The sequence below is a fragment of the Simiduia sp. genome, assembly GCF_058345725.1.
On sequence record NZ_JBTUOC010000020.1, the window covers coordinates 34,237 to 58,591 of the forward strand.

At 57.4% G+C, this 24,355-nt stretch carries 25 protein-coding genes; 7 read left to right on the plus strand and 18 right to left on the minus strand.

The genetic code is table 11. The annotated features are described in order from the left end of the window. The first annotated feature begins 17 nt into the window (after positions 1-17). Entirely contained in the window at positions 18-245 is a 228-nt protein-coding gene (locus ACW8F6_RS04775; protein ID WP_491574706.1) for a hypothetical protein, read from the plus strand. A 25-nt stretch (positions 246-270) separates the two neighbouring features. On the opposite strand, the gene ACW8F6_RS04780 is transcribed toward ACW8F6_RS04775, so the two are convergent. The 17 genes from ACW8F6_RS04780 to ACW8F6_RS04860 form a co-directional block, all read right to left on the minus strand. Then, positions 271-480: a cold-shock protein gene (locus ACW8F6_RS04780; RefSeq protein ID WP_491574707.1), complete on the minus strand. Its 210-nt coding sequence runs from the start codon at positions 478-480 to the stop codon at positions 271-273. Positions 481-739: 259 nt separating this feature from the next. Then, positions 740-1,471, minus strand: a complete 732-nt coding sequence (tatC, locus tag ACW8F6_RS04785) for a twin-arginine translocase subunit TatC (RefSeq protein WP_491574708.1) — start codon at positions 1,469-1,471, stop codon at positions 740-742. Further along, complete coding sequence (gene tatB / locus ACW8F6_RS04790) at positions 1,468-1,827, minus strand: Sec-independent protein translocase protein TatB (RefSeq protein ID WP_491574709.1); 360 nt, start codon at positions 1,825-1,827, stop codon at positions 1,468-1,470. Before tatB ends, tatC begins: the two co-directional genes overlap by 4 nt. 18 nt (positions 1,828-1,845) lie before the next feature. Next, positions 1,846-2,097, minus strand: coding sequence for a twin-arginine translocase TatA/TatE family subunit (gene tatA, locus ACW8F6_RS04795; protein ID WP_491574710.1), 252 nt, complete (start codon positions 2,095-2,097; stop codon positions 1,846-1,848). 9 nt (positions 2,098-2,106) lie between these two features. Next, the gene (locus tag ACW8F6_RS04800; RefSeq protein WP_491574711.1) at positions 2,107-2,451 is read right to left on the minus strand and encodes a phosphoribosyl-ATP diphosphatase; all 345 of its coding nucleotides are present in this window, start codon (positions 2,449-2,451) and stop codon (positions 2,107-2,109) included. Further along, positions 2,448-2,834, minus strand: coding sequence for a phosphoribosyl-AMP cyclohydrolase (gene hisI, locus ACW8F6_RS04805; protein WP_491574712.1), 387 nt, complete (start codon positions 2,832-2,834; stop codon positions 2,448-2,450). Before hisI ends, ACW8F6_RS04800 begins: the two co-directional genes overlap by 4 nt. 65 nt (positions 2,835-2,899) lie before the next feature. Next, positions 2,900-4,528 (minus strand): ubiquinone biosynthesis regulatory protein kinase UbiB, encoded by a 1,629-nt coding sequence (gene ubiB, locus ACW8F6_RS04810; protein ID WP_491574713.1) that lies wholly within the window; start codon positions 4,526-4,528, stop codon positions 2,900-2,902. 16 nt (positions 4,529-4,544) lie between these two features. Continuing rightward, the gene (locus ACW8F6_RS04815; protein WP_491574714.1) at positions 4,545-5,165 is read right to left on the minus strand and encodes a ubiquinone biosynthesis accessory factor UbiJ; all 621 of its coding nucleotides are present in this window, start codon (positions 5,163-5,165) and stop codon (positions 4,545-4,547) included. Further along, complete coding sequence (gene ubiE / locus ACW8F6_RS04820) at positions 5,165-5,926, minus strand: bifunctional demethylmenaquinone methyltransferase/2-methoxy-6-polyprenyl-1,4-benzoquinol methylase UbiE (protein ID WP_491574715.1); 762 nt, start codon at positions 5,924-5,926, stop codon at positions 5,165-5,167. Before ubiE ends, ACW8F6_RS04815 begins: the two co-directional genes overlap by 1 nt. A 133-nt stretch (positions 5,927-6,059) precedes the next feature. Beyond that, complete coding sequence (locus ACW8F6_RS04825) at positions 6,060-9,158, minus strand: efflux RND transporter permease subunit (protein WP_491574716.1); 3,099 nt, start codon at positions 9,156-9,158, stop codon at positions 6,060-6,062. Between the two features lie 5 nt (positions 9,159-9,163). Then, complete coding sequence (locus ACW8F6_RS04830) at positions 9,164-10,393, minus strand: efflux RND transporter periplasmic adaptor subunit (RefSeq protein WP_491574717.1); 1,230 nt, start codon at positions 10,391-10,393, stop codon at positions 9,164-9,166. A gap of 25 nt (positions 10,394-10,418) precedes the next feature. Then, a complete protein-coding gene (locus ACW8F6_RS04835; protein WP_491574718.1) occupies positions 10,419-10,790 on the minus strand; it encodes a gamma-butyrobetaine hydroxylase family protein in 372 nt (123 codons plus the stop codon). A gap of 75 nt (positions 10,791-10,865) precedes the next feature. Then, positions 10,866-12,041, minus strand: coding sequence for a methyl-accepting chemotaxis protein (locus ACW8F6_RS04840; RefSeq protein ID WP_491574719.1), 1,176 nt, complete (start codon positions 12,039-12,041; stop codon positions 10,866-10,868). 185 nt (positions 12,042-12,226) lie between these two features. Beyond that, the gene (hslU, locus tag ACW8F6_RS04845) at positions 12,227-13,552 is read right to left on the minus strand and encodes an ATP-dependent protease ATPase subunit HslU (RefSeq protein ID WP_491574720.1); all 1,326 of its coding nucleotides are present in this window, start codon (positions 13,550-13,552) and stop codon (positions 12,227-12,229) included. 4 nt (positions 13,553-13,556) lie between these two features. Further along, positions 13,557-14,078, minus strand: coding sequence for an ATP-dependent protease subunit HslV (hslV, locus tag ACW8F6_RS04850; protein WP_491574721.1), 522 nt, complete (start codon positions 14,076-14,078; stop codon positions 13,557-13,559). A 76-nt stretch (positions 14,079-14,154) separates the two neighbouring features. Next, positions 14,155-14,706: an SPOR domain-containing protein gene (locus ACW8F6_RS04855; protein WP_491574722.1), complete on the minus strand. Its 552-nt coding sequence runs from the start codon at positions 14,704-14,706 to the stop codon at positions 14,155-14,157. Positions 14,707-14,760: 54 nt separating this feature from the next. After that, positions 14,761-16,953 carry a primosomal protein N' gene (locus tag ACW8F6_RS04860; protein WP_491574723.1) on the minus strand — a complete coding sequence of 731 codons (2,193 nt, stop codon included), beginning with the start codon at positions 16,951-16,953 and terminating at the stop codon, positions 14,761-14,763. Positions 16,954-17,108: 155 nt separating this feature from the next. Between ACW8F6_RS04860 and rpmE the strand changes: the two genes are divergently transcribed. Further along, positions 17,109-17,324, plus strand: coding sequence for a 50S ribosomal protein L31 (rpmE, locus tag ACW8F6_RS04865; protein WP_491574724.1), 216 nt, complete (start codon positions 17,109-17,111; stop codon positions 17,322-17,324). 235 nt (positions 17,325-17,559) lie between these two features. Then, a complete protein-coding gene (locus tag ACW8F6_RS04870; RefSeq protein ID WP_491574725.1) occupies positions 17,560-18,837 on the plus strand; it encodes a malic enzyme-like NAD(P)-binding protein in 1,278 nt (425 codons plus the stop codon). Positions 18,838-18,890: 53 nt separating this feature from the next. On the opposite strand, the gene ACW8F6_RS04875 is transcribed toward ACW8F6_RS04870, so the two are convergent. Further along, on the minus strand, positions 18,891-21,419 hold the full coding sequence (locus ACW8F6_RS04875) for a penicillin-binding protein 1A (protein ID WP_491574726.1): 2,529 nt from the start codon (positions 21,417-21,419) through the stop codon (positions 18,891-18,893). Between the two features lie 145 nt (positions 21,420-21,564). Here ACW8F6_RS04875 and ACW8F6_RS04880 point away from each other — a divergent pair, with 145 nt between their 5' ends. From ACW8F6_RS04880 to ACW8F6_RS04895, 4 genes are read left to right on the plus strand one after another with little or no spacing between them, the layout of a single operon-like run. Beyond that, positions 21,565-22,635 carry a pilus assembly protein PilM gene (locus ACW8F6_RS04880; RefSeq protein ID WP_491574727.1) on the plus strand — a complete coding sequence of 357 codons (1,071 nt, stop codon included), beginning with the start codon at positions 21,565-21,567 and terminating at the stop codon, positions 22,633-22,635. Next, positions 22,635-23,201: a PilN domain-containing protein gene (locus tag ACW8F6_RS04885; protein ID WP_491574728.1), complete on the plus strand. Its 567-nt coding sequence runs from the start codon at positions 22,635-22,637 to the stop codon at positions 23,199-23,201. Before ACW8F6_RS04880 ends, ACW8F6_RS04885 begins: the two co-directional genes overlap by 1 nt. After that, positions 23,201-23,812 carry a type IV pilus inner membrane component PilO gene (locus ACW8F6_RS04890; protein ID WP_491574729.1) on the plus strand — a complete coding sequence of 204 codons (612 nt, stop codon included), beginning with the start codon at positions 23,201-23,203 and terminating at the stop codon, positions 23,810-23,812. The genes ACW8F6_RS04885 and ACW8F6_RS04890 overlap by 1 nt, the downstream gene beginning before the upstream one ends. 4 nt (positions 23,813-23,816) lie before the next feature. Further along, positions 23,817-24,350, plus strand: a complete 534-nt coding sequence (locus ACW8F6_RS04895) for a pilus assembly protein PilP (RefSeq protein WP_491574730.1) — start codon at positions 23,817-23,819, stop codon at positions 24,348-24,350. Positions 24,351-24,355: the final 5 nt, after the last annotated feature.

The window sequence follows — 24,355 nt, forward strand, 5'->3', positions numbered from 1 at the left end:
AACAAGAGGATAAGCCGATGGACCCTTTATCGTCAGTGATGTTTGTTTTTGGCCTGGTGTTGTTGGCCGTGAGTTGGGTGTTACTGCTGCAGGTTTCGTTTCAAACGGATTATGCCTGGGGCTTGGCTACCTTGTTTGTGCCACCGCTGTCGTATCTGTATAGCCTTTTTGCCTGGGACAAGGCCCGCGAAGTTATCTACTTTGCAGCGGGTGGTTGTTTGCTTCTCATACTTTCGTTGGGCTAGCGCCTTCTGCCAAAAGTTCGAGACATTAAAGCGGATTGACGTTTTCGGCCTGTGGGCCCTTTTGACCTTGGGTTACGGTCATTGTTACTTTCTGGCCGTCGCGCAGCGTCTTTCGGCCACTGCCGTTGATGGCGCTGAAATGGACAAACACATCCTTCCCGCCTTCTTGTTCAATAAAGCCAAAACCCTTTTCGTCGTTAAACCACTTTACAGTGCCTTCAACCTGATCAGACATAGTCTTTCCATTTCTTTGCAATTGCCCCAACGGCGGAGCCTTAAAATCTGTCTGCCGTTTGTAGCCTGAAGGCTAACACTGTCCGGCAGACACCTTACCTGCGCCGTAGGACCGCAAGAACACTTGTCTGATCCCGTACCACAAAAGCACAGTTAGCTTGATTCTACACGGATATTTATTTTTTGTTAGGGGCCCTATGCACTTTTTGGAACTTTCGTCTACTAAACTATTGAATAAACGCACAGAGTTAAGGGGTATTTTATTGGGCTTGGGTATTGGATTTCTCAATCATGCGGCCAATGAGTACACCGGACTCAAATAGCAGCCACATGGGCACCGCCAGCAAGGATTGGGAAATGACATCCGGCGGGGTGAGCAGCATGCCGATGACAAAACAGGACACAACAATATACGGGCGTTTGCCGGCCAGGCTTGCACTGCTGGTAATGCCCATGGAGATGAGCAACACGGTTGCCACTGGAATCTGAAAGGCGAGTCCGAAGGCAAAGAAGAGTTTTAATACAAAATTTAAATAGAGACTGATGTCGGTCATGACCGTGACGCTGGCCGGACCGACACTGGTGAAAAAACCAAACACCAGTGGAAAGACAACAAAGTAGGCAAAGGCCATGCCGGCATAAAATAAGCTGACGCTGGCGCACAGCAAGGGTAGTGCATAACGCTTTTCGTGGCGGTACAGGGCCGGCGCAATGAAACCCCAGAGCTGGTACAGCAAGTAGGGAATGGCTACCACAACACTGGCAAATAGTGTGAGCTTAAAGGGCGTGAAAAAGGGCGACGTCACATCCGTGGCGATCATGCTGGCATTGGGCGGCAAAAATTTTTGCAGGGGCGCGGCGACAAAGGTGTAAATGTCATTGGCAAAATAAAATAGCCCCAGAAAAACAACAAGCACAGCCAGTAACATGCGCAACAACCGGTCGCGTAACTCGATCAGGTGCTGAACCAGCGGTAGGGGTTGGTCGGTCATGCTTTATCCTGCGCGGGCGGTGGGACGTCGGTGGGTTGAGCTGGCTTGGGCGCTTCGTCCATGTGTGCATGGTCGGGCAATTCCTCGTGCTCTACGTAACCGTCGCGCAGTACGCGCTGGATTTCTTCGCGGCTGGCGTTCAGCTCGCGCATAATGGCTTCATTGTGCAGTTGGCGGCGAATGTCATCGGTGCCGAGCTGTTGTTCCAGCTCGGCTTTGGTGGACAGGATGCTGCGCTTAATGCGGCCAATCCACAAACTCAGGGTGCGAATAGTCTCCGGCAGGCGCTCGGGCCCAATGACCAGCAGCCCTACGATTGCGACGACGAGTAACTCAAAAAAGCCAATATCAAACATCCGGTGCCGCTCGGTGTGTTATTTGCTGTCGGATTTGGCGTCGGCTTTGACCTTGCTGGCATCCGCTTGGGGGGTGTTTTTTTCCAGCGCAGCCGGTGTGGCTTCCTCGTCTTGCTTGGGTTTGTCGTCATCGCTGACCGCTTTGCGAAACCCTTTAATGGCATCGCCCAAATCGCTGCCAATACTGCGCAGCCGCTTGGTGCCAAATAATACGATTACGATGGCCAGAATGAGCACTAGGCTCCAGATATTAATACCGCCGAGTCCCATGGGAATCTCCTACGAATGTGATGAGTCTGAAGGGCGATTGGCTTTTTCAACCAGCCCGGAAAGGTCGAAGCGACGGTCTAGCTCGTGCAGCACGTCCTCCGCCGATAAATTGAGGTGCGATAGCATCACCAGTGTGTGAAACCAGAGGTCGGCAGTTTCGTACACGACGGCATCCGTATTGCCGCTGCGGTCGCAATCCTTGGCGGCGATGATGGTTTCTACGGATTCTTCGCCCACCTTTTCCAAAATCTTGTTAAGGCCCTTGTGGTGCAGAGAGGCTACGTAGGAGTTGTCTGGCGATGCGGTTTTGCGCGCTTCCAGAACAGCCGACAGGCGCGTAAGCAGTTCACTCATGTGTACATCTCTTTTGGGTCTTTTAATACGGGGTCGGTCGTTGACCACTGGCCATCTTGCAGCACGCGATACAGGCACGAGGCGCGACCGGTGTGGCAGGCAATACCGCCTATTTGATCCACCTGGAGGCAGATCATATCACCATCGCAGTCCAGGCGGATCTCTTTCACTTTTTGCGTGTGGCCGGAGCTTTCGCCTTTGTGCCACAAGCGCCGGCGCGAGCGGCTGAAATAAACCGCCTCGCCCTTGGCTACGGTTTGCGCCAGGGCTTCGCGGTTCATCCAGGCCATCATGAGAATACGACCTGTGTGGGCGTCCTGGGCAATGGCGGCCACCAGGCCGTCGGCGTTGAAGTTTACGTGATCGAGAAAGGATGCTGGCATGGCAAAATGTAATTGTGGTTGAAATACCTAGTGTACCTAATTTGAGCGCTCGGCTGGGGTAAGAATTAGCGCTTGAGCCAGACCGCGCCGGCCAGGCCTAACAGCGCCCAGCTGGCCATTGGCAGGCTGGCGAGCGCCGCCAGCCAGCCAGGGTGCGCCAGAGCGCCGGCGGCCACCAGAAGCAGAGCGCTCAGTGCCAGGTTTCGGCGGCGACGGCGCGCCGTGTGTCGCTCGGTCTGGCGCAGTTGCGCCTGGTTCTCCAGGCTGGCAAGCCGATCGCTCAACTGGGCGGAGCTGCTGAGTGCGTCAAACAGTTTTTGCGGCATTTGCGGCAGCTTTTCCAGCCACTCGGGGCCAAACCGCTGAATCTCTGCCAGCAGGGTTTTAGGGTGGTAGCGGCGCTTCATCCAGCGCTCCAAAAACGGCTGCGCAGTGCTCCACAGGTCGAGTTGAGGGTAGAGCTGCCGGCCCAGCCCCTCGATGTTCAGCAGGGTTTTTTGCAGTAGCACCAGTTGCGGTTGCACAGTCATATCAAAGCGTCGCGCGGTGCGAAATAGCTGTAGTAACACCATGCCAAAGGAAATTTCCGCCAGCGGTTTTTCGAAGATGGGCTCGCACACAGTGCGAATGGCACTCTCGAAATCGGCAATGCGCGTGTGCGCCGGCACCCAGCCCGAGTCCACATGCAGCTGCGCCACCTGGCGGTAGTCGCGGCGAAACATGGCCAGCAAGTTGCGCGCCAGGTAATACTGATCCTCGGTGGTTAGGCTGCCCATGATGGCGGTGTCGACGGCGATATAGCTGGGTGCATCGGGTTGCTCGCGCGCGACAAAAATATTGCCTGGGTGCATGTCGGCGTGAAAAAAATTGTGCTCGAACACCTGGGTGAAAAATATCTCCACACCCCGCTCGGCCAGGCGCCTCATATTGGTGTTTTGGGCTTTCAGCGCCGCTATGTCGCTCACCCCAATGCCGTGAATGCGCTCTTGTACCATGACGTTTTCGCGGCAGTAGTCCCAGTAGACATCCGGCACGTACAGTAGCGGTGAACCTAGAAAATTGCGCCGCAGCTGGGTGCAGTTTGCGGCCTCGCGCAGCAGGTTTAGCTCGTCGTTAATGGTGTGCCGGTAGTCGTCCACAACTTCCACCGGGCGCAGGCGGCGGCCGTCTTGGCTCACGCGCTCGAGCAGTCGGGCGAGCAGCCGCAACAGGGCGATATCCCGTTCGATAATGGGCTCTAAACCGGGCCGGACCACTTTGACGATGACCTCCCGACCGTCGGCCAGGGTGGCACTGTGCACTTGGGCGATGGAGGCGCTGGCCAGAGGCGCCGGGGATATCTCGGCAAAAACCGCCGCTACGGGTTGTCCGAGCGCCTGCTCTACCAACGCGGTCCACTGGGCGCTGGCAAAGGGCGCCACATCGTCTTGCAGCTTGGCCAGTTCTGCGGCCAGAGGGGTGGGAATCAGGTCGGGACGGGTGGACAGCAGCTGGCCGAATTTGATGAATATGGGGCCGAGTCGCTCCAGTGCGAGCCTCAGGCGCACCGGCGCCGGCGCTTTGGGGGAGGGGGCAAGCGCGAGCGGGGCCAGTATGCACCGGAGCCACAGGGGCTTATTGGTAGGCAGCAGCTGATCCAATCGGTAGCGCAGCAAGACAGCTAGGATCACAAAAAGTCGGTTCAGTGCGCGCACGGGCAGGTCTCAGTTGTCAGTGGTGGGTGGTTTTGAGTTGGGCGCGCAGCGCGGCGAGCCGGGCTTCCAGTCGATCGGCTGCCAGCGCTAGCTGGTCTACCTCGGCGCCAAATTGCGCCAGTGCTGTGCGGCTGGGCAATAGCTGCAGTTCTTCGGTGAGATAGGGTTCGAGTTGCCCTTGTAAGTTGGCGGCCTGTTGTTTGCCGTAGCGGTGCAATTGCGCGAAACCGGCGGCCAGAGGGTGTGCTAAATCGTCGCCCAGGTAGCTCGCCAGCCAGTCTTCCCAGTCGATATCGAGCCCTTCTAGGCAGTTCTTCAATGTCAGCAGCAGCTGGGTTTCGCCGGTTACTTGCACGCCGCTGCCGGCCAAGTTGAGCTGTTGGCCATCGGCGAGCTTGAGCAGATCCAGCAGCCGGCCGCGCACCAGGCAGGCCACTGGCAGTTCGCACTGGCCCTGCAAATCGAGGCGATCGCCCCTCGGGCACAGGTAGATATCCAGTTGCGGCTGGGTAAGTTGCAGTTGCACCACCTTGCCCGCCAATTGGGCCAGGGTTTGGCGGGTGGCTGGGTCGTGTTGCAGCGCTTTGTTGATGAGTGCTTCGGCGGCAGCCAGCGCGCCGGTCTGCAGGGTATACATCAGGGTTTCACGCCCTTGTGCAAGGCCACAATGCCACCGGTCATGTTGTAGTAGCGAGTTTGCGCAAAGCCCGCGGTGTCCATCATGGCCTTCAACGTTTCCTGGTCTGGGTGCATGCGTATACTTTCCGCCAGGTAGCGGTAGGAGTCGCTGTCGTTGGCAATTAACTTACCCATGGTGGGCAGCAGCCGGAATGAATAGGTGTCGTAGATTTTTTCCAGCAGGCCGTTGGTGGGCTTGGAAAATTCCAGCACCAGCAGGCGGCCGCCGGGCTTCAATATGCGCAGCATCGAGGCCAGCGCCAGGTCTTTGTCGGTAACGTTGCGCAGGCCGAAAGCGATGGTGATGCAATCAAAGGTGTTGTCGGGAAAGGGCAGAAACTGGGCATCTGCCTGGGCGTATTGCACATTGCCCACATCGCCTAGGTCGATGAGTTTGTCGCGCCCGACTCGCAGCATAGATTCGTTGATATCGGCCAATATCACGAGGCCATCAGCACCCACCAGACGCGCAAATTTGTGACTTAAATCACCTGTGCCGCCGGCAATATCGAGCACCTTGTCGCCCGGGCGCACGCCCGATAACTCGATGGTAAACCGTTTCCAGAGGCGGTGGATACCGCCGGACATGACATCGTTCATCATGTCGTACTTGGCGGCCACTGAGTGAAAGACGCCGGCCACGCGCTTGGCCTTATCGGCCACGGCAACCTGTTCAAAGCCAAAGTGGGTGGTGCCTGGTTCGGAATGTTTTTCGGACATAGTGTGCGTTTGCGAGCCTCGTTGTGGTGACCGGATTCTACCTTGTTGCGAGGGCTTTGTCGGCATTGGATCTGGGCGCTGGATGGACACAAAAAAACCGGGCCTCGGCCCGGTTTAGTCGGCAGCGCGGAAATTAGCCCTTAAATCGCTCGCGCATGCCCTGTATGGCCTGATAGAAAGAAGGCAGTAACAGGGTGCCAAAGACGGTGGCCGCCAGCATGCCACAGAGTACGGTGGTGCCCAGCGAAACCCGCGAGGCCGCCCCGGCGCCCGTAGCCGTTACCAGAGGTAGCACGCCCAGCACGAACGACAGCGCCGTCATGAGCACTGCCCGAAAACGCAGGCGCGCGGCGTTGGCAGCCGCCTCGCGGATAGAGCGGCCGGCGGCGCGCTCCTCCATGGCAAATTCCACGATCAGAATCGCCGTTTTGGCGGCCAGCCCCAGCAGCAACACCATGCCCACTTGCGCGTAGACGTCGTTAACCATGCCGCTCAGGTACAGGCCCGCCAAGGCCCCGAATACCGCGATGGGCACCGCGCCGAGCACGGCAAAGGGAATATTCCAGCTTTCGTACTGAGCCACGAGAAATAAGTAAACGAATACCAGCGCCATGCCGAACAACAGCGGTGCCAAGTTGCCGGCCTCCACTTCCTGGCGCGATTGACCCGACCATTCGAAGGCGTAGCCCTCTGGCATCTGGTCGGCCAGTGCACGCATGGCCTCGAGTGCATCGCCGGAGCTAAAGCCCGGTGCCGCCTCGCCGTTAATGGTGGCAGAGCGGAACATGTTGAAGCGCGATATGCTGGTGGGTCCCTGCGTGGGGGTCAGGGTTGCCAGCGTAGAGAGCGGTACCATTTCACCGTTCTTGTTGCGCACATAAAAGTGCAGCAGGTCCGAGGGCTCTTGTCGGTATTCGCTCTCCGCCTGGATGATGACCCGATAGTTGCGGCCGAAGCGCGAGAAATCGTTGATGTACAACGAGCCCAGCTGCGCCTGCAGGGTCATGAATATTTCAGACAGTTGAATACCCATGGCCTTGGCCTTATTGCGATCGACATCCAGGTAATACTGCGGCACATTGGCGCGGTAAGTACTGAAGGCATAGGCTAGATCTTCGCGCTGATTGGCGGCGTAGATCAGGCCGCCCATGACCTGGGCCAGCTCCTTGGCATCGCGGCCGAGGGTATCCTGCAGGCGGAAGTCAAAGCCCGAAGCGGTACCCAGACCCGGCACGGGCGGCGGGTTAATGACCATGACCTGCGCATCGGGTAGCGCCCAGAGTTTACCCTGCAGTTTTTTCTGCAGATTGTCGGCAAATAAGGCCAGCTCGCGCCGTTCAGACCAGTGCTCCAAAATGACAATACCCAGGCCGCCGTTGGTGGCGCCGCCGCTCAACAGGCTGAAGCCCGAGACGGTAATTACGCTGCGTACGCCCGCTTCGTTCTCAATGGCTTTAGAGACCTTGCGCATTACCGCCTCGGTGCGATTGGCGGAGGCGGCATCGGGCAGTTGCACGTCCACGAACAAAAAGCCCTGATCTTCGTTCGGGACAAAGCCCGTGGGAGTGGTCGTCATCAGCCAGTAGGTGCTGCCCAGTAACAGGAGTGTAAAGATGCCCACCCGACCGCCGCGCTTCAACAGCCAGCCCACCGCACCCGTGTAGCGGTCGGTGACTTTGTGAATTACCTTATCCACTGGCGCCAGCCAGCTAATGGGTTTCATGTACTCCGGCTTCAACAGCACGGCACACAGCGCCGGGCTGAGTGTTAGTGCGTTAATGGAGGAAATGAAAACGGCCGAAGAAATGGTGACGGAAAATTGTTTGTAGATTTCGCCAGTGATGCCGGGCATAAAACCCACGGGCACAAATACCGCCATCAGCACCAAGGTGGTGGCGATGACCGGGCCGGTCACCTGCTCCATGGCTTTGAGGGTGGCTTGCACGCCGTCGAGGCCTTCTTCTTTCATTAAACGCTCGACGTTTTCTATCACCACAATGGCGTCGTCGACGACCACGCCGATGGCCAGCACCAGGCCAAACAGCGTGATGGTATTGACCGAGTAGCCAAGAGCATTCATCAGCGCAAAGGTACCCACCAGCGACACCGGGATAGCAATGGCTGGAATGAGCGTAGCGCGCCAGTTTTGCAGAAACAAAAACACCACCAAAATGACCAGCCCAATGGCGACGTAAAGAGTGGAGTAAACCTCGGCGATGGATTCGTTAATGAAATCCGTGGTGTCGTACATGATGTCGTAGCGAATGCCGTCGGGCAGGCTGGCACCCAGGCGCGCCATTTCGGTGTGAATAGCTTCGGCCACCTGGGTGGCGTTGGCATCGGACAGTTGATAGATCACCAAAAAAGCGGTGTCTCTGCCGTTCAGCTCCACCGCATTGCGGTAGCTGCGCGCGCCCATCTCAACCTGCGCCACGTCCTTCAGGCGCAGGTAGCCGCCGTCGGGGCGGGCGCGCAGAATGGTGTCGGCAAATTGACTGGCGTCCTGCAGCCGACCCTGGGTTTGAATGGTGTATTCAAACTGCTGCCCGGGTAGCACCGGGCCGTCGCCCAACTTACCCGCCGCCACCACGGTATTTTGCTCGGTGATTGCCGCTTGAATGTCGCTGACGGTAATGTCTAGCGCCTGCATTTTGTCGGGGTTTAGCCAAATGCGCATGGCGTATTGAAAATCGCCCATCACTTCGGCTTTGGCCACCCCGGGAATACGCGCCAGAGGTTCCTGTAAGTTGCTGATGGCGTAATTGGAGAGGAAGGTGGTATCGAACTCCTTGCGCTCGCTGATGAGGTTGATACCCAGCAGCATACTGGTGGATTGTTTTAAGGTTTGTACGCCGTTGCGCATTACTTCCGGCGGCAAACTGGCCTCGGCCAGGGACGCGCGGTTTTTGACGTTTACCTGCGCCATGTCGCCGTCGACACCAGTTTTAAAGGTGACGGTAATGGTGGCCAAGCCGCTGTTAGAGGCGGTGGACTCCATGTACTCCATGCCCTCTACGCCATTGATCTGCTCTTCGAGCGGGCGCAGCACCGTTTCTTCGACCACCTCGGCCGAGGCGCCGGGGTAGGTGGCGGTGACTTGAATCTGTGTGGGGGCAATTTCGGGGTATAAGTTGACGGGGAGCGTAAACAGCGAGAGCAGGCCCGCGAGTGTGATCACGATGGAAATCACAAACGCAAACTTGGGCCTGTGAATAAAAAATTTACTGATCATGGCGCTTAATCCTCGCTGTCTGCGGCGGCATTATCGCCTTTGGGTTGTGCGTCGCCTTTGGGGGCTGCGTCGGTCGCGAGGCTGGATACGGCGCCGGTGCTTGGGTCTACTGTTTTCAATGTGGGGGCCACGGTGGCGCCGGCACGGACTTTTTGCAGACCTTCGACAATCACGCGCTCACCGGCTTCCAGGCCCTGTTCCACCACCCACAGGGCACCGTAGCGACGGCCCAGGGTGACAAAGCGCTGGACCACTTTGTTTTCGCCATCCACCACTAGGACAAAGTCGCCCTGTTGGTTTTCCTGTACCGCAGACTGCGGAATGAGCGCGCGGGTTTCCTTGAGTTGGCTTTCGACCAGCAGCGTGGTGTACAGACCGGGCAGCACTGTGTGGTTCGGGTTGTCGAACAGTGCGCGCAGGCTGACGGTGCCGGTGGTCGCGTCAACTTTGGTGTCGGCGAAATCCAGCGTGCCCAGGTGGGGGTGCTCCACCTTGTTTGGCAGCAGTAATTTCAGGGTGTACAACTGGCCGGCGTCGCTGTTGGTCTTTGCCTTCTCCTGTAAGTAGGCCGAGTAGCTGGCCTCTTCCAGTTGGAAATTCACTTTGATTTGATCGATGTTGACCAGCGTGGCCAGGGCGCCGGTGGCCGGCCCGACGGTATTGCCCTCGCTAAAATTGGATTTGCCAATCTGACCGGCAAAGGGCGCTTTAATTTTGGTGTAGCTCAAATCGATTTCGGCGTTTTCCACGGCAGCCTGTGCCGCCAATACCGAGGCGTCGGCCTGCTGTTTGTTCGCCGTGAGTTTGTCCAGGTCCGACTGGGAGATAAAACCCTGTGGCGCCAGCTCTTCGCCGCGGGCCAGATCCCGCGCAGCGCGCGCCTGTTCCGCTTTGCGCGCGGCCAGCTCAGCCTTGGCCTGGGACAGGCGCGCCCGGTAGGTGTCGGGGTTTATTTCAAACAACACTTGATCGGCGGCTACCAGCCCGCCTTCCTGAAAATTCTTTTTTTCCAGAGTGCCTTCAACCCGGGCAATGAGCTGCACTTCGGCGGCAGCTTCGGTGCGCGCCACAAACTCCCGGCTACCGCCGATATCCTGATTGGTCACCTCCACAACGGATACCGCCGCCGGTGGCGCCGTAGGTGCGGGTGCCTTTTTACTACAGCCGGCCAGGCCGGTAAGGCCGAGCAGTAGCGCGCTGGCTGCGAGAGTGGTGTGAAGTGGGCGTAGGCTCATGGTGTTCATCCTTGTGGTGAGGAAGTTACAGAATTTTTACAACAGAGGTGTCTGGATCGCGGGTTGCCTTAGCCTGGTGCAAGGCTTGCAGATAGTCGTCCCAATAGCGCTCTCGATGGAGCGCCAGGTCGTGCAGGTAATGCCAGGTGTAAATGCCGCTGTCGTGGCCGTCGCTGAACACCAGTTTAATGGCGTAACTGCCCACCGGTTCGATGGCCTGAATGGCGACATTGCGCTTGCCCGTTTGCAGTACGGCCTGGCCAGGCCCATGGCCTTTGACTTCGGCCGACGGGGAGTGAACGCGCAGAAATTCTGCCGTGAGCTGATACGACTCGCCACTAAAAACCAGTTCGAGCGTCTGCGTGCCTTTGTGCAGTTTTATCTTGTCGGGCACCATGCCGGGCTACCAGAGGGGATTTTGGTGGCCAGAGTATACCAACCTAAAAGCGGCAATGACCATTACTGGGCCGAACTAGACGCAGATTTGATTAAGTTGTTGGTCAACAGCTTTGGCTTGCTGCAATTGCGCCTGGGTGCGCTCGGCCGTGTCGGTTAATCGCTCGCTGATATTTTGACTCAGCGCATTAACTTGGTTCATGCGCTGATTAATCGTGGCCGTGGCACTTTGTTGGCGCTGGGTGCCTTCTGCAATTTGTTGGGTAAGCTGGTTGACGTGCTGGGTGGAGGACTGGGCCTGTTGAATGACGGCCTCCATGGCCAGGCTTTGGGCCAGACTGGTTTCACTCAGTGCCAGGCAATCGGTGATGCCGCCGACGGCTTGGTTGGCGCTGGCTTGCAGTTGGGCCACGGTATGTTGAATCTCCACGGTGGACTCCTGCGTGCGATGTGCCAGTGCGCGCACTTCGTCGGCGACTACCGCAAAGCCCCGCCCCTGCTCGCCGGCCCGCGCCGCTTCAATGGCGGCATTCAGCGCCAGTAAATTGGTCTGCTCGGCAATGCTTCCAATAACGTCTAACACCGATCCAATCTGCGCACTTTGCTGTTTTAAATGGCCAATGTCCTGCGCGATAGCATCAATTTTTTGGCCCAGGGTTTGTACGGAATCCCGGCTGGCGGCATAGGCGTTGCTGCCCTCGGCCAGCAAATTGACGGTTTCCCGCGCGGCGTCGCTGATGGCCTGGCCGCGTTCAGACAGGGCGCGAGACGCGTCGGTGATCTGGTGGATGACATCAGTTACCTCGTCGATATCGCGCGACTGAGCGTGCACGTCCTGCGACGATTGCCCCATGGTGTTGGCCAGGTGTTCGGCAATATCTGCCAGTTGTCGGGAGTTGTTTCGGGCGCCGTCTAAAATTTCGCGCAGTTGATCGACGAAGTTGGCCAGTAGGGTGTTGGCCTGGTTGAGTTCATCGTGGTGCCGGTCGGGTAGTGGATCTGTGGGTGCGCGTTCGGGATCGGCCACGAGTTGCAGGTAGTGCACCGTGCGCTGCAGCCGTCGGCCAATACGGTAGTGAACAAACACGTAGGCGGCGCCGCTTTGCAGGGTCAGTGCTAGCGCCAGCCCGATGACGCCCGCCGCCGGGCCACTGGGTGCGGCAATCCAAAATAGCAACAAACTCAAACCGCCAACGGCTGCACTGAGTCCCAGCGTTTGGCGGGCCAGTGTATTCTGGATTGCATCGTTCATAGGCCGGATCTGTCCTAGCTTGCTGATTGTTGGCGTCGCAGGCGCGACCGAGGCGCAAGCTGCGTTTCAGGTTAGCGGCCAAAGGGGGGCTTTCTTTAAGAGGGGGCCAAGTGTGAATGCGCCAACGGGGCGTGCCAGGGCACAAGGGGCACGCGATTGGTGCCCCTGTGTAAGGCTTAATGTGCCTATAGGATGAAGCGGCTCAAGTCCTCGTCCTGGGCCAGCTCGCCCAGTTGGGCATCGACAAAAGCTGCGTCTACCTGTAGGGTTTTATCGCCGTTGCCGGAGTTAAAGGAGGCGGATTCCATCAGCTTTTCGATCACGGTGTGCAGGCGGCGGGCGCCGATATTTTCGGTGCGCTCGTTAACCTGAAACGCCGTTTCTGCGATGCGCCGAATGCCGTCGGGTGTAAACGTCACCTCGACCCCCTCGGTGGCCATCAGCGCTTTTTGCTGCTCGGTCAGCGAGGCCCGGGGCTCGGTTAGAATGCGTTCAAAATCCTCTGGCGTGAGGGCTTTGAGTTCGACGCGAATGGGCAGTCGCCCCTGCAGCTCTGGAATCAGATCCGACGGCTTGGCAAAGTGGAAGGCGCCACTGGCGACGAACAAAATGTGGTCGGTTTTAATCATGCCGTGCTTGGTGGAGACGGTGCTGCCTTCGATCAGGGGCAGTAAATCGCGCTGCACGCCTTCGCGCGACACATCGGCACCACTGTTGCCGTTGCGCTTGGCAACCTTGTCGATTTCGTCGATAAACACGATGCCGTTTTGCTCGGCGGCCTCAATGGCGAGGGCTTTGACTTCCTCTTCGTTGACGAGTTTGCCGGCTTCTTCTTCGCATAATTGCTTAAAGGCCTGCTTGACAGTCATTTTGGATTTTTTGCGCTTTTGCTTGCCCATGGAGGAAAACATGTTTTGCAGCTGGCTGGTCATTTCTTCCATACCGGGCGGCGCCATGATTTCGACGCCCACAGACACGGCGGCCACGTCGATTTCGATTTCTTTGTCGTCCAGCTCGCCTTCGCGCAGCTTTTTCCGAAACACTTGGCGGGTGCTGGAGTCGGGCTTGGCTTCTGGTTCGTCCTCGGCGGTGCGCGGAGGCGGCAGGAGCGCGTCCAGAATGCGTTCTTCGGCAGCTTCCTCGGCGCGGTATTTAACCTTTTCCTGGGCCTGTTCGCGGTGCATTTTAATGGATACGTCCACTAGATCGCGCACGATGGAATCCACATCGCGGCCCACGTAGCCCACTTCGGTAAATTTGGTGGCCTCCACTTTGATAAATGGCGCATTGGCGAGCTTTGCCAGGCGCCGGGCGATTTCGGTTTTGCCCACGCCGGTTGGACCAATCATCAAGATGTTTTTGGGTGTGACTTCGGTGCGCAATTCGTCGTTTAACTGCATGCGCCGCCAACGGTTGCGCAGCGCGATAGCAACGGCGCGCTTGGCGTCTTGCTGGCCAACAATGTGTCGGTCCAGCTCGTGCACAATTTCACTGGGGGTCATATTCGACATAGGGCTAGCTCAATTCTTCTATAGTCAGGTGATTGTTGGTAAACACGCAGATATTGCCGGCAATGGTTAGCCCCTGCTCGACGATGAGCCGTGCATCCAGCTCGGTGTTGTCCAGCAGCGCACGCGCGGCGGCCTGGGCGAAAGGGCCGCCCGAGCCGATGGCTATCAGGTCGTCTTCTGGCTGGATGACGTCGCCGTTGCCGGTAATGATTAGCGAGGCGTCTTTGTCGGCCACGGCCAAAAGGGCCTCCAGGCGGCGCAGGGCGCGATCGGTGCGCCAATCTTTGGCCAGCTCTACGGCGGCGCGCACCAGTTGACCATTGTGGGCCTCGAGTTTGGCTTCAAAGCGCTCGAACAGGGTGAAAGCGTCGGCTGTCCCGCCGGCAAACCCAGCCAGTACTTGATTGTTGTACAGCCGTCGCACTTTGCGGGCATTGCCCTTCATGACGGTATTGCCGAGCGAAACCTGGCCATCGCCGCCGAGTACGACTTTGCCTTCGCGGCGCACAGAGAGAATAGTTGTCACGGGAAGTCCTTAGCGTTTGCGCGTGAGAACTTTCCAGATGGGGGTGGCGCCGGTTGAATTCAACCGGCTGGGGCGATTAACCGGCTTTGCGCTTGAGTAGCAGGGTGTCGAACTGGTTGGATACCAGGGTACTGCGGGCATTGGCCATTGAGGAAGTGTTGGTAAAGGGCCCCACAATAACGCGGTGCCAAGTTTCGCCGGTTTTCACTGTAACTTTTTCCACTTTGGCGTCCATGTTCAGCAAAATCAGCTTGGCGCGCACGCTGTCGGCGTCCTCGGCTTTGCGAAAAGAGCCCACTTGCAGCAGGTACTCCACCTTATCGGTATTCTGCTGCTGCAGTTGGAGGCGCGTTTCCTCGGGCGTTTCGACCTGTACTTCACTCTCTTCCAGCAGTTTATAAAAGTCGAAGCGCGGCTTGGGTACTGATTTTTCAGGTGCCTGCGCCTTGGGGGTGCTGGCGATCTTGGGCGCGCTCTTGGCGGCCGGAGGCTGGTCGGCCAGATACACCAAAAACATGACAAAGGCGCCCAGCACCGCGCCGGTAAACAGCCATACCCAGCCGGGCACCTCAGATTTCTTTTTACTGGGTTGCTTGCGGCGTTTGCGATTGGCGAAATCTTGGGTCATGGCTCTCGGTACATCGTGTTTGGGCGGGCATTGTAAAGGATTGCGCGGCCGGCGTCAGTGCGTTTCCTGCGGGTCCACATCTAGCGCCCAGCGCACACGGCGGCTCAAGGCCAGCTGTTCGAGCTGGGCTATCCACTGGGGCAGAAAGCGTTGCATCTGGGATCTGGCGGAGGCTTGCAGCTGCAGGAGAAAGCGGTACCTGTCCTGCCGCTTTTCCATGGCTGCGGGCAGCGGGCCCAGGTAGCGAAACTGCGGGCTGGCGGCGATCAGCTGTTCGGCGGCGGCCCGCGCCTGCTGTAAAAATTGCAGCGCATTGTCGGGGCGCTTGGACTCGGCGCGCAGAATGGCCATGGCGCTGAAGGGGGGCAACTCGGCCAGTTGGCGCTCGCGCAAAAGCTGTTTGGCCAGCCCCCCGTAGCCCTGGCTGAGTAAAAGCTGCAAATAGGGGTGGTCGACGTGGTGGCTTTGCAGCAAGACCTGGCCTTGTAGGGCCTCGCGACCTGCGCGGCCGGCGACCTGGATGATGAGCTGGGCCATTTTTTCCGTGGCCCTGAAGTCGGGCGAAAAAAGGCCGCCGTCGGCATCCAGAATCACCACCGTGGAGACGCGCGGAAAGTGGTGCCCCTTGGCGAGCATTTGGGTGCCCACCAGCACACAGGGTTCGCCCGTGTGAATTTGTTCCAACATGGCGTTGAGTTGCTTCTGCGAGCGGGTCGAGTCCCGATCGATACGCAGCACCGGGACCTCGGGCAGCAGTTTGCTCAGCTGTGCCTCGGTGCGCTCGGTGCCGGCGCCAATATGCTGCAGCGCCGAGCCCTGGCAGTCCGGGCATTGGGAGGGTACCCGGCGCTGGTGATCGCAGTGGTGGCAGTGCAAGTGATAGGGCTGCTGGTGCAATGTCATGCGCGCATCGCAGCGGGGGCATTTGGCCTGCCAGCCGCAAAAGTGGCACATGATCAGCGGTGCAAATCCGCGCCGGTTGATAAACACCAACACTTGTTCGCCGCGGCCAATGGCGGCTTTGAGCAGCTGTAAGCTCTCGGGGGCCAGGCCCTCCTGTAGCGCTGTATTGCGAATATCCACCGGTCGCAGTTGCGATAAATGTCGGGCTGCGGCCTGGCGGCGCAATTGTAGGTGCCGGTAGCGGCCGGCCTGAGCGTTTGCCAGGCTTTCTAGTGACGGGGTGGCACTGCCCAGGATCAGGGGAATGCGCAATTGGTGTGCGCGGTAGACGGCCAGGTCGCGGGCGGAGTAGCGAAATCCTTCCTGCTGTTTATAGGAGCTGTCGTGCTCCTCGTCCACAATGATGATACCCGGGTGTTTTAGCGGCGCAAAAACTGCTGAGCGGGTGCCGATGACAATGCGGTCTAGCCCGGCGCGAGCACGCAGCCAAGCAAGGTTGCGGCCGCCGTCGGCAACGCCCGAGTGCAGAATGCCCACGGGCACTTTAAAGCGGCGCTGGAAGCGCGCCACCGTTTGGGGGGTCAGGCCAATCTCAGGCACCAGCACCAGGGCCTGGCGGCCGGCAGCTAGCTGTTGTTCTATGGCCTGCAGGTATATTTCGGTTTTGCCGCTACCGGTCACTCCGTCGATTAAGTTTACCGAGTAGCCGGTAATGGGGATGGCCGCGAGCGCCGCCTGCTGTTCGTCGTTGAGTGTGAGCGCTGGTTCACCGAGCGGCGCATCAAAGCCTTGCACCTCAGCCAGCGACAGGGCGGCGATAAGCCCTTTATCCGCCAGTGCTTTAACAATAGCTGAGCTGAACCCCGCGGCACCGATGTCCTCCGGGCTTTGGGTGCCGGTGCGCAAGAGGTTCAGAAGCGCTGCCTGCTTGGGAGCTCCCTTGGGCGCACCGGCGGGCAGTCCCAGGCCCTCGACGGTAATCTGCCAGCGGGTTTGACGGGGTAATTCGGCTGGCTCGCCGGCCCGCAATGGCGCGGGCAATGCGGCGCTAAAAACTTCGCCGGGGGGGTGTTGGTAGTAGTTGGCGGCCCAGCGGCAAAATTGCAGCAGTTGCGGATCAAACAGGGGTTCTGGGTCCAGCGCCGCCTCAATGGTTTTTAATTTAGGCGGCGGGAAGTCGCCGGGCGTGTGTTCGACTACGACCCCCACCAGTAGCTGGTGGCCAAAGGGCACCCGCACCCGCTGACCGGGTTCTGGCAGCGGCCCCTCTGCGGGAGGCAGGTAGTCGAATAGGCGGCGCAGTGGGCTGGGCACGGCAACGCGTAGTAAAGAGTTGGTAGGCATAGGGGGCGGGTGGGCCTGTTGAAAAATTACACAATAATCGCTTGTCAGGGGGGGTATTTCTGGTAGTATGCGCGATCCTTCAAACCGCTAACATTAACCTTTGTGCGGTGCCCGGCACAAGATCGGGTGGCGGCACACAACGGGAAATCCATACAATGAAAGCCGATATTCATCCAAGTTACGTACCCGTAGTTGCAAGCTGCAGCTGTGGTAACAAAATCGAAACTGCCTCGACTCTGGGTCAGGATTTCCACGTCGATATTTGTTCTGAATGCCATCCCTTTTATACTGGCAAGCAGAAAGTAGCCGATACCGGCGGCCGTATTGATCGCTTCAAGAAGCGTTTTGCGGGTCGCGGTACAGCTAAGTAACAGTTCGTACGCTAATTGTCGAAAAAGCCGCGCTTGTCGCGGCTTTTTTGTGCCCACAACAATAGTGCCCCTGCTGCGCCCTGGTGGCAGCTGTCTATACTGATTGATGGGCGCAGAATTCAGCGCGTGAATGTTCGCTGTTTGCAGCCCCTGTGCGTGCTTGAGGGGGTCTGGTCAACTCTGTATGCTTCGGCACCCATTACTACAACAAAACAAAGAAATGGCGGTTGCATCCATGTCAGAGTCACCAGCGTCACGCAAACAGGCGGCGCTCGATTACCACGAATTTCCGATTCCGGGAAAACTCAGTATCGAGCTGTCCAAGCCCGCAGAAACCCAGGAAGATTTATCGCTAGCCTACAGCCCGGGGGTGGCCGAACCGGTGCGCGCGATCGCCCAGGACCCAGAGGCGGCCTATCGCTACACCGGCAAGGGGAATTTGGTAGCGGTAATCTCCGACGGCACCGCTATTTTGGGCTTGGGCAATTTGGGGCCTTTGGCGTCCAAACCGGTCATGGAGGGCAAGGGGTTGCTGTTTAAGCGCTTTGCCGGTATCAATGCCATTGATATCGAGGTGAGTGCGCCTTCGCCTGAGGCATTCATAGAAACGGTGGCCAATATTGCGCTGACGTTTGGCGGTATTAATATAGAGGATATTAAGGCGCCGGAGTGCTTTGAGATTGAGCGCATTTTAAAAGAGCGCTGCGACATTCCGGTGTTTCACGACGATCAGCACGGTACCGCAATTGTTACCGTGGCGGGGTTATTAAATGCTTTGCAGATTCAGGAAAAATCCATAGAGCAGGCAAAAATAGTGTGCCTCGGTGCCGGCGCTGCAGCCAATGCCTGTTGCAACCTAATGGTGGCCGCCGGTGCACAGCGACACAATATCACCATGCTCGATAGCAAGGGCATTATTCAATCGGCGCGGGAAGATCTAAACCAATACAAGCGGGAATTTATGGTGGACACCGAGCGCCGCAATCTCGACGATGCAATCGAGGGCGCCGACGTGTTCCTGGGGGTCTCGGGTCCGAACCTATTGACCGGCGAGCAGCTGGCTAAAATGGCGGCGCGACCCGTGGTTTTCGCCTGCTCCAATCCCGACCCCGAAATCGATCCCGCGCTGGCGCATCACGTGCGCTCGGACTTAATTATGGCCACCGGCCGCTCCGACTACCCCAATCAAGTGAACAATGTGCTGTGCTTTCCATTTTTATTTCGCGGGGCACTGGATGTGCGTGCGTGCATTATAAATGAAGCCATGAAGCTGGCCGCTGTGGAGGCAATCAGGAGTTTAGCCCAGGAACCTGTGCCCGAGGCGGTGCGCGCTGCTTACGGTGGTGCGGACTTAAGCTTTGGCCCTCAATACATTATTCCCAAACCCACGGATGAGCGGCTGCTGGGGCGAGTGGCGGCAGCGGTGGCCCGTGCCGCAGTGGATACGGGGGTGGCTAAGCTGCCGTTCCCCGCCCATTATCCTCTCGAAAACGTCGCGGCAATACGCGTGTAAATTAACGTGGTGCAAAGGCCGCAGGGGACATTGCGCGGCCTTTGGGTAATGCTTTAGAACAGCTCCTCTGGCAGGGTGTCGTCGGACTCGCCCGGGTGGTTATCTTGGCCGTTGTCCTGCACCTCTGTGGGCGCATTCTCTTCCTTGAAAATTTCAAACACGGCGTTGCTGCTGCCAGGCTGTGCGCGTTTGCCGGTTTTGGTGTCTATGCGCACGGTAATAATACCTTCTGGCTGGCGTCTGTGTGCCTCTGGGGTGTTCTCCAGGGCTACGGCCATATAGTCGATCCAGATTGGCAGTGCCGCCGAGCCGCCGTACTCCGAGCGGCCCAAGTTGATATTCTGGTCGAAGCCCAGCCAAGCGGTGGCTACCAAGGTGTGGTTGTAGCCCGAGAACCAGGCGTCGCGCGGGCCGTTAGTGGTTCCGGTTTTGCCGGCTAGGTCCGAGCGGCCCAGCGCCATGGCCTTGCGGCCCGTGCCTTTTCGAATGACGTCGCGGAGCATGGAGTCGATGATATAGGCGTCGCGCTCGTCCAAAATTTTAGGCGCCAGGCGCACCTCTGGCTCCAAGGGTTCGGGCACCGCGTCGGCCGGCTCGGGTTCTGCCAGCAGTGCCGCCAGGGAGTGTGCTTCTTCGATGTCCTGTTCGTCTGTGTCATCCTGCTGTGGCGTCTCGGGTTGCTCTGCATTGAGCTGCGCGCGCGCCGGGCATTCGGCGCAGGCAACCAGGGGATTCTCGCGGTAGATGATTTGGTCGTTGACGTCGGTGATTTTCTGCACCAGATAGGGTTCAACGCGGTAGCCGCCGTTGGCAAAGACGGCGTAGCCAGTGGCAATTTGCAGTGGTGTCAGGGCGTGACTGCCGAGCGCCAAAGACAGATCGCGGGGCAATTTGTCGGTGTCAAAGCCGTACTTGCCCAACTTCTCCAGAGTATTGCCAATGCCTAGAGAGCGCAGTATGCGAATCGAGACCAGGTTGCGCGATTGATAGAGCGCCTGGCGCATGCGGGTTGGGCCCAGAAATTGGCCGCTGTCATTTTCTGGGCGCCAGGTTCCCTCCAGGCTCGCATCTTCAAAGACGATGGGGGCGTCGTTGATCAATGTGGCGGGCGTAAAACCGCTTTCCAGTGCGCTGGTGTATATGAAAGGTTTAAAGCTTGAGCCCGGTTGCCGCTCCGCTTGAATGGCGCGATTGAAATGGCTCTGGCGAAAGTCGAAGCCACCTACCAGCGAGACAATGGCACCGTCTTCGGGATTCAGCGCCACAAACGCCGCCTGTGCCGCAGGCACCTGGGACAGGTGCCAGCTGCCGTCTGGTTGCGCGCGCAACCGAATGACATCCCCTTCGCCGACCACATCGGCGGCCTTTGCGGGCTCGCGACCCACGCGGTTTTCATTGATGTAGCGTTGGGCGCTGGCCAACCCTTGTTCCCAACCTAAGGTCGCTTCCGTGGCATCGGGCAGTAATATTTGTGCGCTTTGTTCGTCCACGCTAAGCACCACTGAGGGCACCAGCCCGCCGAGATGTGGCAATCGCTTGAGAGCATCCAGGTAGACGGCGCGGCGCTCGACTGGGTCATCGGTCGCTGCATCTATGTGTTTTTCCGGGCCTCGGTAGCCGTGGCGGCTGTCGTAGGTCAGCAGGCCGTTAACCACCGCTTGCTGTGCGGTGGCCTGCAGGCGGGTGTCGATGGTGGTGTACACCTTGAGACCGTCGCTGTAGGCGTCGTCGCCGTAAAACTCCAGCACCTGTTGGCGCGCCATCTCCGCCACATAGGGCGAGCTTAAATCCAGCGCCAGCTCGTGAAACCGCGCCGTCAGTGGCGCGTTTATGGCTTGGTCGTGCTCGGCCTGGGTGATTTTGCCAAGCTCCAGCATTCGGCCGATGATCCAATTGCGGCGAATGGTGGCGCGGGGCGGGTTCGCTATGGGGTTAAAGCGAGAGGGCGCCTTGGGCAGACCGGCAATCATAGCCAGTTGTGCGAGGTCAAGTTGGTCTATGCTTTTACCGTAATAGACTTGGGCGGCAGCCTCGATGCCGTAGGCGCGATTGCCTAAGTAAATTTTATTAACGTAAAGCTCAAGAATTTCTTGTTTTGTGAGTTCGTTCTCAATCTTTATGGCGAGCAGAATTTCGTTGGCCTTTCGTAGGAAAGTTTGATCGAAAGTCAGGAAAAAATTGCGTGCCACCTGCATGGTGATGGTGCTGCCACCGCCCTGAATCTGGCCTGTTTGCAATATTTGTGAAGCTGCTCGCAAAAGTCCTTTAATGGAGACGCCATGATGTTTGTAGAATTGGTCGTCCTCAGCCGCAAGTATGGCATCGATGTAGGCTTGGGGGATCTGGTCATAGCGCACAGGGCTTCGACGCTTCTCGCCAAACTCGCCAATGAGCTTGCCGTCTGCGGAATACACCCGCAGGGGGGTTTGGAATTTCACCTGTTTCAGCGACTCCACCGAGGGCAGTTTGGGGCTGAGATACAGGTAGAGTCCGCCGGTAGAGAGGGCGGCAGCGCTAAAACCGGCTAAAACAAACCAGCCCAGCAATCGGAGCTTGCGGTACTTCTTGGATATTTTTTCCATAGGAATTAGTAGCTTAGGGTATCCCGTCAAATTGGCGGCCATTATACGGGCTTTTGTGGGCTTTACATATTGCCACTATTGTTGCAGGCTTAAGTTAAAGTGCTATAACATAACTTGCACGTAAGTTACGGAAATTGATAGAAAAATGGGAATTTTGGGATTTCTCGAGAAAAAGACGAAACCGGTGATCGGACTGGATATTAGCTCCACGTCCGTCAAGTTGCTTGAGTTGTCCCGCCAGGGCGAGCGCTTCCGGGTTGAAAGCTACGCCGTCCGGGCGCTTCCGCCTAATGCCGTATCAGAGAAAAACATCGCAGATGTCGATGTTGTGGCTGATGTGGTCAAAAAGGTCGTTCAGCAGTCTAAGTGTAAAACCCAGCTGGCGGCCGTGGCTGTGGCGGGGTCAGCGGTGATCACCAAGCTCATCGAAATGCCCGCGGGGTTGTCCGATGACGCTATGGAAACCCAGATTTCACTAGAGGCCGATCAATACATTCCCTACCCGCTGGAAGAAGTGGCCATCGACTTCGAAGTGCAGGGGCCGTCGCCTCGCAATCCCGACCAGGTGGAAGTGTTGCTGGCCGCCTGCCGCAGGGAAAATGTCGATCTGCGCTCGGCGGTGCTGGAGCAGGCCGGACTGACGCCCAAGGTGGTGGATGTCGAGGCCTACACCATGGAGCGTGCCTTTTCTTTGGTGGCGCGGCAATTGGAAGACGATTCCGACCAGGTGGTGGCCATCGTCGATATTGGCGCAACCATGACCACGCTCAGTGTGTTGCTAGAAGGCAAAACCATTTATACCCGCGAGCAACTGTTTGGCGGCAAACAGCTGACGGAAGAAATTCAGCGCCGCTACGGTCTGTCGGCTGAAGAAGCCGGTCTAGCCAAAAAACAAGGCGGTCTGCCCGACGATTACGAAACTGATGTGTTAGTGCAATTTAAAGAATCCGTAGTTCAGCAAGTCACCCGATCACTGCAGTTTTTCTTCTCCTCCAGTCAGTACAACGATGTAGATCACATTGTGTTGGCCGGCGGTGTTGCGGCAATGGAAGGCTTGGCTGAATTGATTGAAGAAAAGTTGGGCACGCAAACCAGTATCGCGAATCCTTTCGCAAGTATGTCGGTATCGCCAAAGGTCAATGCCGTAGCGCTGGCGTCGGATGCCCCATCGCTAATGATTGCAACAGGCTTGGCAATGAGGAGCTTTGAAGACTGATGTCACGCATTAACTTATTGCCATGGCGAGACCAGTATCGCCAGGAAAAAAAGCAAGAATACTTTACCGTCTTAGGCGGTGTTTTTGTCATTGCGGCCGCGCTAGCCTATTTTTGGGTGTCGAACGTGCAGGCATCCATTGAACATCAAAATCAGCGCAACGCCATGCTGCAACGTGAAATCCAACAATTGGAAAAGCAGGTGGCTGAAATTCGCGACTTGCGCAAACGTAAAACCGAATTGCTGGATCGGATGCGCGTTATTCAAGGCCTGCAAGGTACTCGGCCGGTGATTGTGCGCTATTTCGACGAGATGGCGCGGGCCATTCCTGACGGTGTCTTTCTGTTAGAGCTTAAGCGAGCGGGCGATAAAATTACCTTAAAAGGTATCGCGGAGTCGAATAACCGCGTGTCCTCATTGATGCGCAATCTCGACGAGTCTGATTGGTTCTCTGCTCCTAACCTGACCAGCGTTGAAGCCGCACCGGAAGAAGGCGAGTTGGCCAACGAGTTCAGTATGTCGGTGAAAACCACAGTGCCCAAGTCGCAGCAAGAGGAAGTCAAATAATGGCACTTGCAGATACCATAGAGCAGATTCAAAATTTTGATTTTGCCGATGTCGATTGGGAAAAAGTAGGCATTTGGCCTGCTTGGGTTAAGGCGATGTTGGCCTTATTGTTAGCCGCCGCTATTTTGGTGTTGACCTATTTTCTGTTTGTCAAAGATTTGGAGGTCACCTTGGCCTCCGTGGTGGCAAAAGAAACAGAGCTGCGAAAATCCTTTGAAGACAAGAGTGAGCAGGCATCCAATTTAGAGGCCTATCGCCAGCAGATGGAAGAGTTGGATCAATCGTTGGGCGCTTTGGTCGCCCAGCTGCCCAGCGACACCGAAGTGCCTGGACTGTTGGAGGATATTGATGAGAAGGGTGCCTCCAGTGGCTTAGCCATTGACAGTATTCAGTTGGAGCCCGAAAAAACTGCCGAGTTCTACATAGAACTGCCCATTAAGATTGCTGTGAAGGGCAGCTACCATGATTTCGGTGCCTTTGTGTCGGGTATTTCTAGCATGCCCCGAATTGTGACGCTGCATGATTATGAAATTCTGCCGAGTAAAGAAACCGCTCAGCTGGAAATGAATATCTCTGCGAAAACTTATCGCTACAAGTCGCAGGGGGAGTAAAAGAATGATATCGCTTGGCAAATCTTTATGTCTTCTCGGTGCGTTGGCGCTGGTGTCGGGTTGTAGCTTTCAGGGTGATGACGCCGATCTGCGCGCCTATATCGCAGAGGTGAAGGCGCGGCAGGCCGGTCCTATAGAGCCTGTGCCGGCATTTCGGCCCTACGAGGCGTTTAACTACAGCGCCATGCTATTGCGCAGCCCCTTTGATCGCCCCGTGGTGGAACTGCAGCAACTGCTCCGCTCAGCAGGTAAAAAAATCCAACCCGATCTCAATCGCGAGCGTGAACATTTGGAAAACTACTCGGTCAGTGCGCTGGCTATGGTGGGTACCATTAAGAAAGATGGGGTTCTGTGGGCTTTGGTTTCGGACGACCAGGGTGGCGTACATCGCGTTAAACAGGGTAACTACCTGGGCCGGAATCACGGGCAAGTAGTCAAAGTAAATCAAGCGCAGGTCGAATTTGTAGAAATCGTATCTGACGGCTTAAACGGTTGGGTTGAACGGCCGAGAAGCTTACGAATTGAGGATAAGGAATAGCAGCC

What these genes read in the sequence shown, in the direction of transcription:
- ACW8F6_RS04775 (WP_491574706.1), top strand. Translation starts at nt 18, where the DNA reads ATGGACCCTTTATCGTCAGTGATGTTTGTTTTTGGCCTGGTGTTGTTG.
- ACW8F6_RS04780 (WP_491574707.1), bottom strand. Translation starts at nt 480, where the DNA reads ATGTCTGATCAGGTTGAAGGCACTGTAAAGTGGTTTAACGACGAAAAG.
- tatC (WP_491574708.1), bottom strand. Translation starts at nt 1,471, where the DNA reads ATGACCGACCAACCCCTACCGCTGGTTCAGCACCTGATCGAGTTACGC.
- tatB (WP_491574709.1), bottom strand. Translation starts at nt 1,827, where the DNA reads ATGTTTGATATTGGCTTTTTTGAGTTACTCGTCGTCGCAATCGTAGGG.
- tatA (WP_491574710.1), bottom strand. Translation starts at nt 2,097, where the DNA reads ATGGGACTCGGCGGTATTAATATCTGGAGCCTAGTGCTCATTCTGGCC.
- ACW8F6_RS04800 (WP_491574711.1), bottom strand. Translation starts at nt 2,451, where the DNA reads ATGAGTGAACTGCTTACGCGCCTGTCGGCTGTTCTGGAAGCGCGCAAA.
- hisI (WP_491574712.1), bottom strand. Translation starts at nt 2,834, where the DNA reads ATGCCAGCATCCTTTCTCGATCACGTAAACTTCAACGCCGACGGCCTG.
- ACW8F6_RS04815 (WP_491574714.1), bottom strand. Translation starts at nt 5,165, where the DNA reads ATGTATACCCTGCAGACCGGCGCGCTGGCTGCCGCCGAAGCACTCATC.
- ubiE (WP_491574715.1), bottom strand. Translation starts at nt 5,926, where the DNA reads ATGTCCGAAAAACATTCCGAACCAGGCACCACCCACTTTGGCTTTGAA.
- ACW8F6_RS04825 (WP_491574716.1), bottom strand. Translation starts at nt 9,158, where the DNA reads ATGATCAGTAAATTTTTTATTCACAGGCCCAAGTTTGCGTTTGTGATT.
- ACW8F6_RS04830 (WP_491574717.1), bottom strand. Translation starts at nt 10,393, where the DNA reads ATGAGCCTACGCCCACTTCACACCACTCTCGCAGCCAGCGCGCTACTG.
- ACW8F6_RS04835 (WP_491574718.1), bottom strand. Translation starts at nt 10,790, where the DNA reads ATGGTGCCCGACAAGATAAAACTGCACAAAGGCACGCAGACGCTCGAA.
- ACW8F6_RS04840 (WP_491574719.1), bottom strand. Translation starts at nt 12,041, where the DNA reads ATGAACGATGCAATCCAGAATACACTGGCCCGCCAAACGCTGGGACTC.
- hslU (WP_491574720.1), bottom strand. Translation starts at nt 13,552, where the DNA reads ATGTCGAATATGACCCCCAGTGAAATTGTGCACGAGCTGGACCGACAC.
- ACW8F6_RS04855 (WP_491574722.1), bottom strand. Translation starts at nt 14,706, where the DNA reads ATGACCCAAGATTTCGCCAATCGCAAACGCCGCAAGCAACCCAGTAAA.
- ACW8F6_RS04860 (WP_491574723.1), bottom strand. Translation starts at nt 16,953, where the DNA reads ATGCCTACCAACTCTTTACTACGCGTTGCCGTGCCCAGCCCACTGCGC.
- rpmE (WP_491574724.1), top strand. Translation starts at nt 17,109, where the DNA reads ATGAAAGCCGATATTCATCCAAGTTACGTACCCGTAGTTGCAAGCTGC.
- ACW8F6_RS04870 (WP_491574725.1), top strand. Translation starts at nt 17,560, where the DNA reads ATGTCAGAGTCACCAGCGTCACGCAAACAGGCGGCGCTCGATTACCAC.
- ACW8F6_RS04875 (WP_491574726.1), bottom strand. Translation starts at nt 21,419, where the DNA reads ATGGAAAAAATATCCAAGAAGTACCGCAAGCTCCGATTGCTGGGCTGG.
- ACW8F6_RS04880 (WP_491574727.1), top strand. Translation starts at nt 21,565, where the DNA reads ATGGGAATTTTGGGATTTCTCGAGAAAAAGACGAAACCGGTGATCGGA.
- ACW8F6_RS04885 (WP_491574728.1), top strand. Translation starts at nt 22,635, where the DNA reads ATGTCACGCATTAACTTATTGCCATGGCGAGACCAGTATCGCCAGGAA.
- ACW8F6_RS04890 (WP_491574729.1), top strand. Translation starts at nt 23,201, where the DNA reads ATGGCACTTGCAGATACCATAGAGCAGATTCAAAATTTTGATTTTGCC.
- ACW8F6_RS04895 (WP_491574730.1), top strand. Translation starts at nt 23,817, where the DNA reads ATGATATCGCTTGGCAAATCTTTATGTCTTCTCGGTGCGTTGGCGCTG.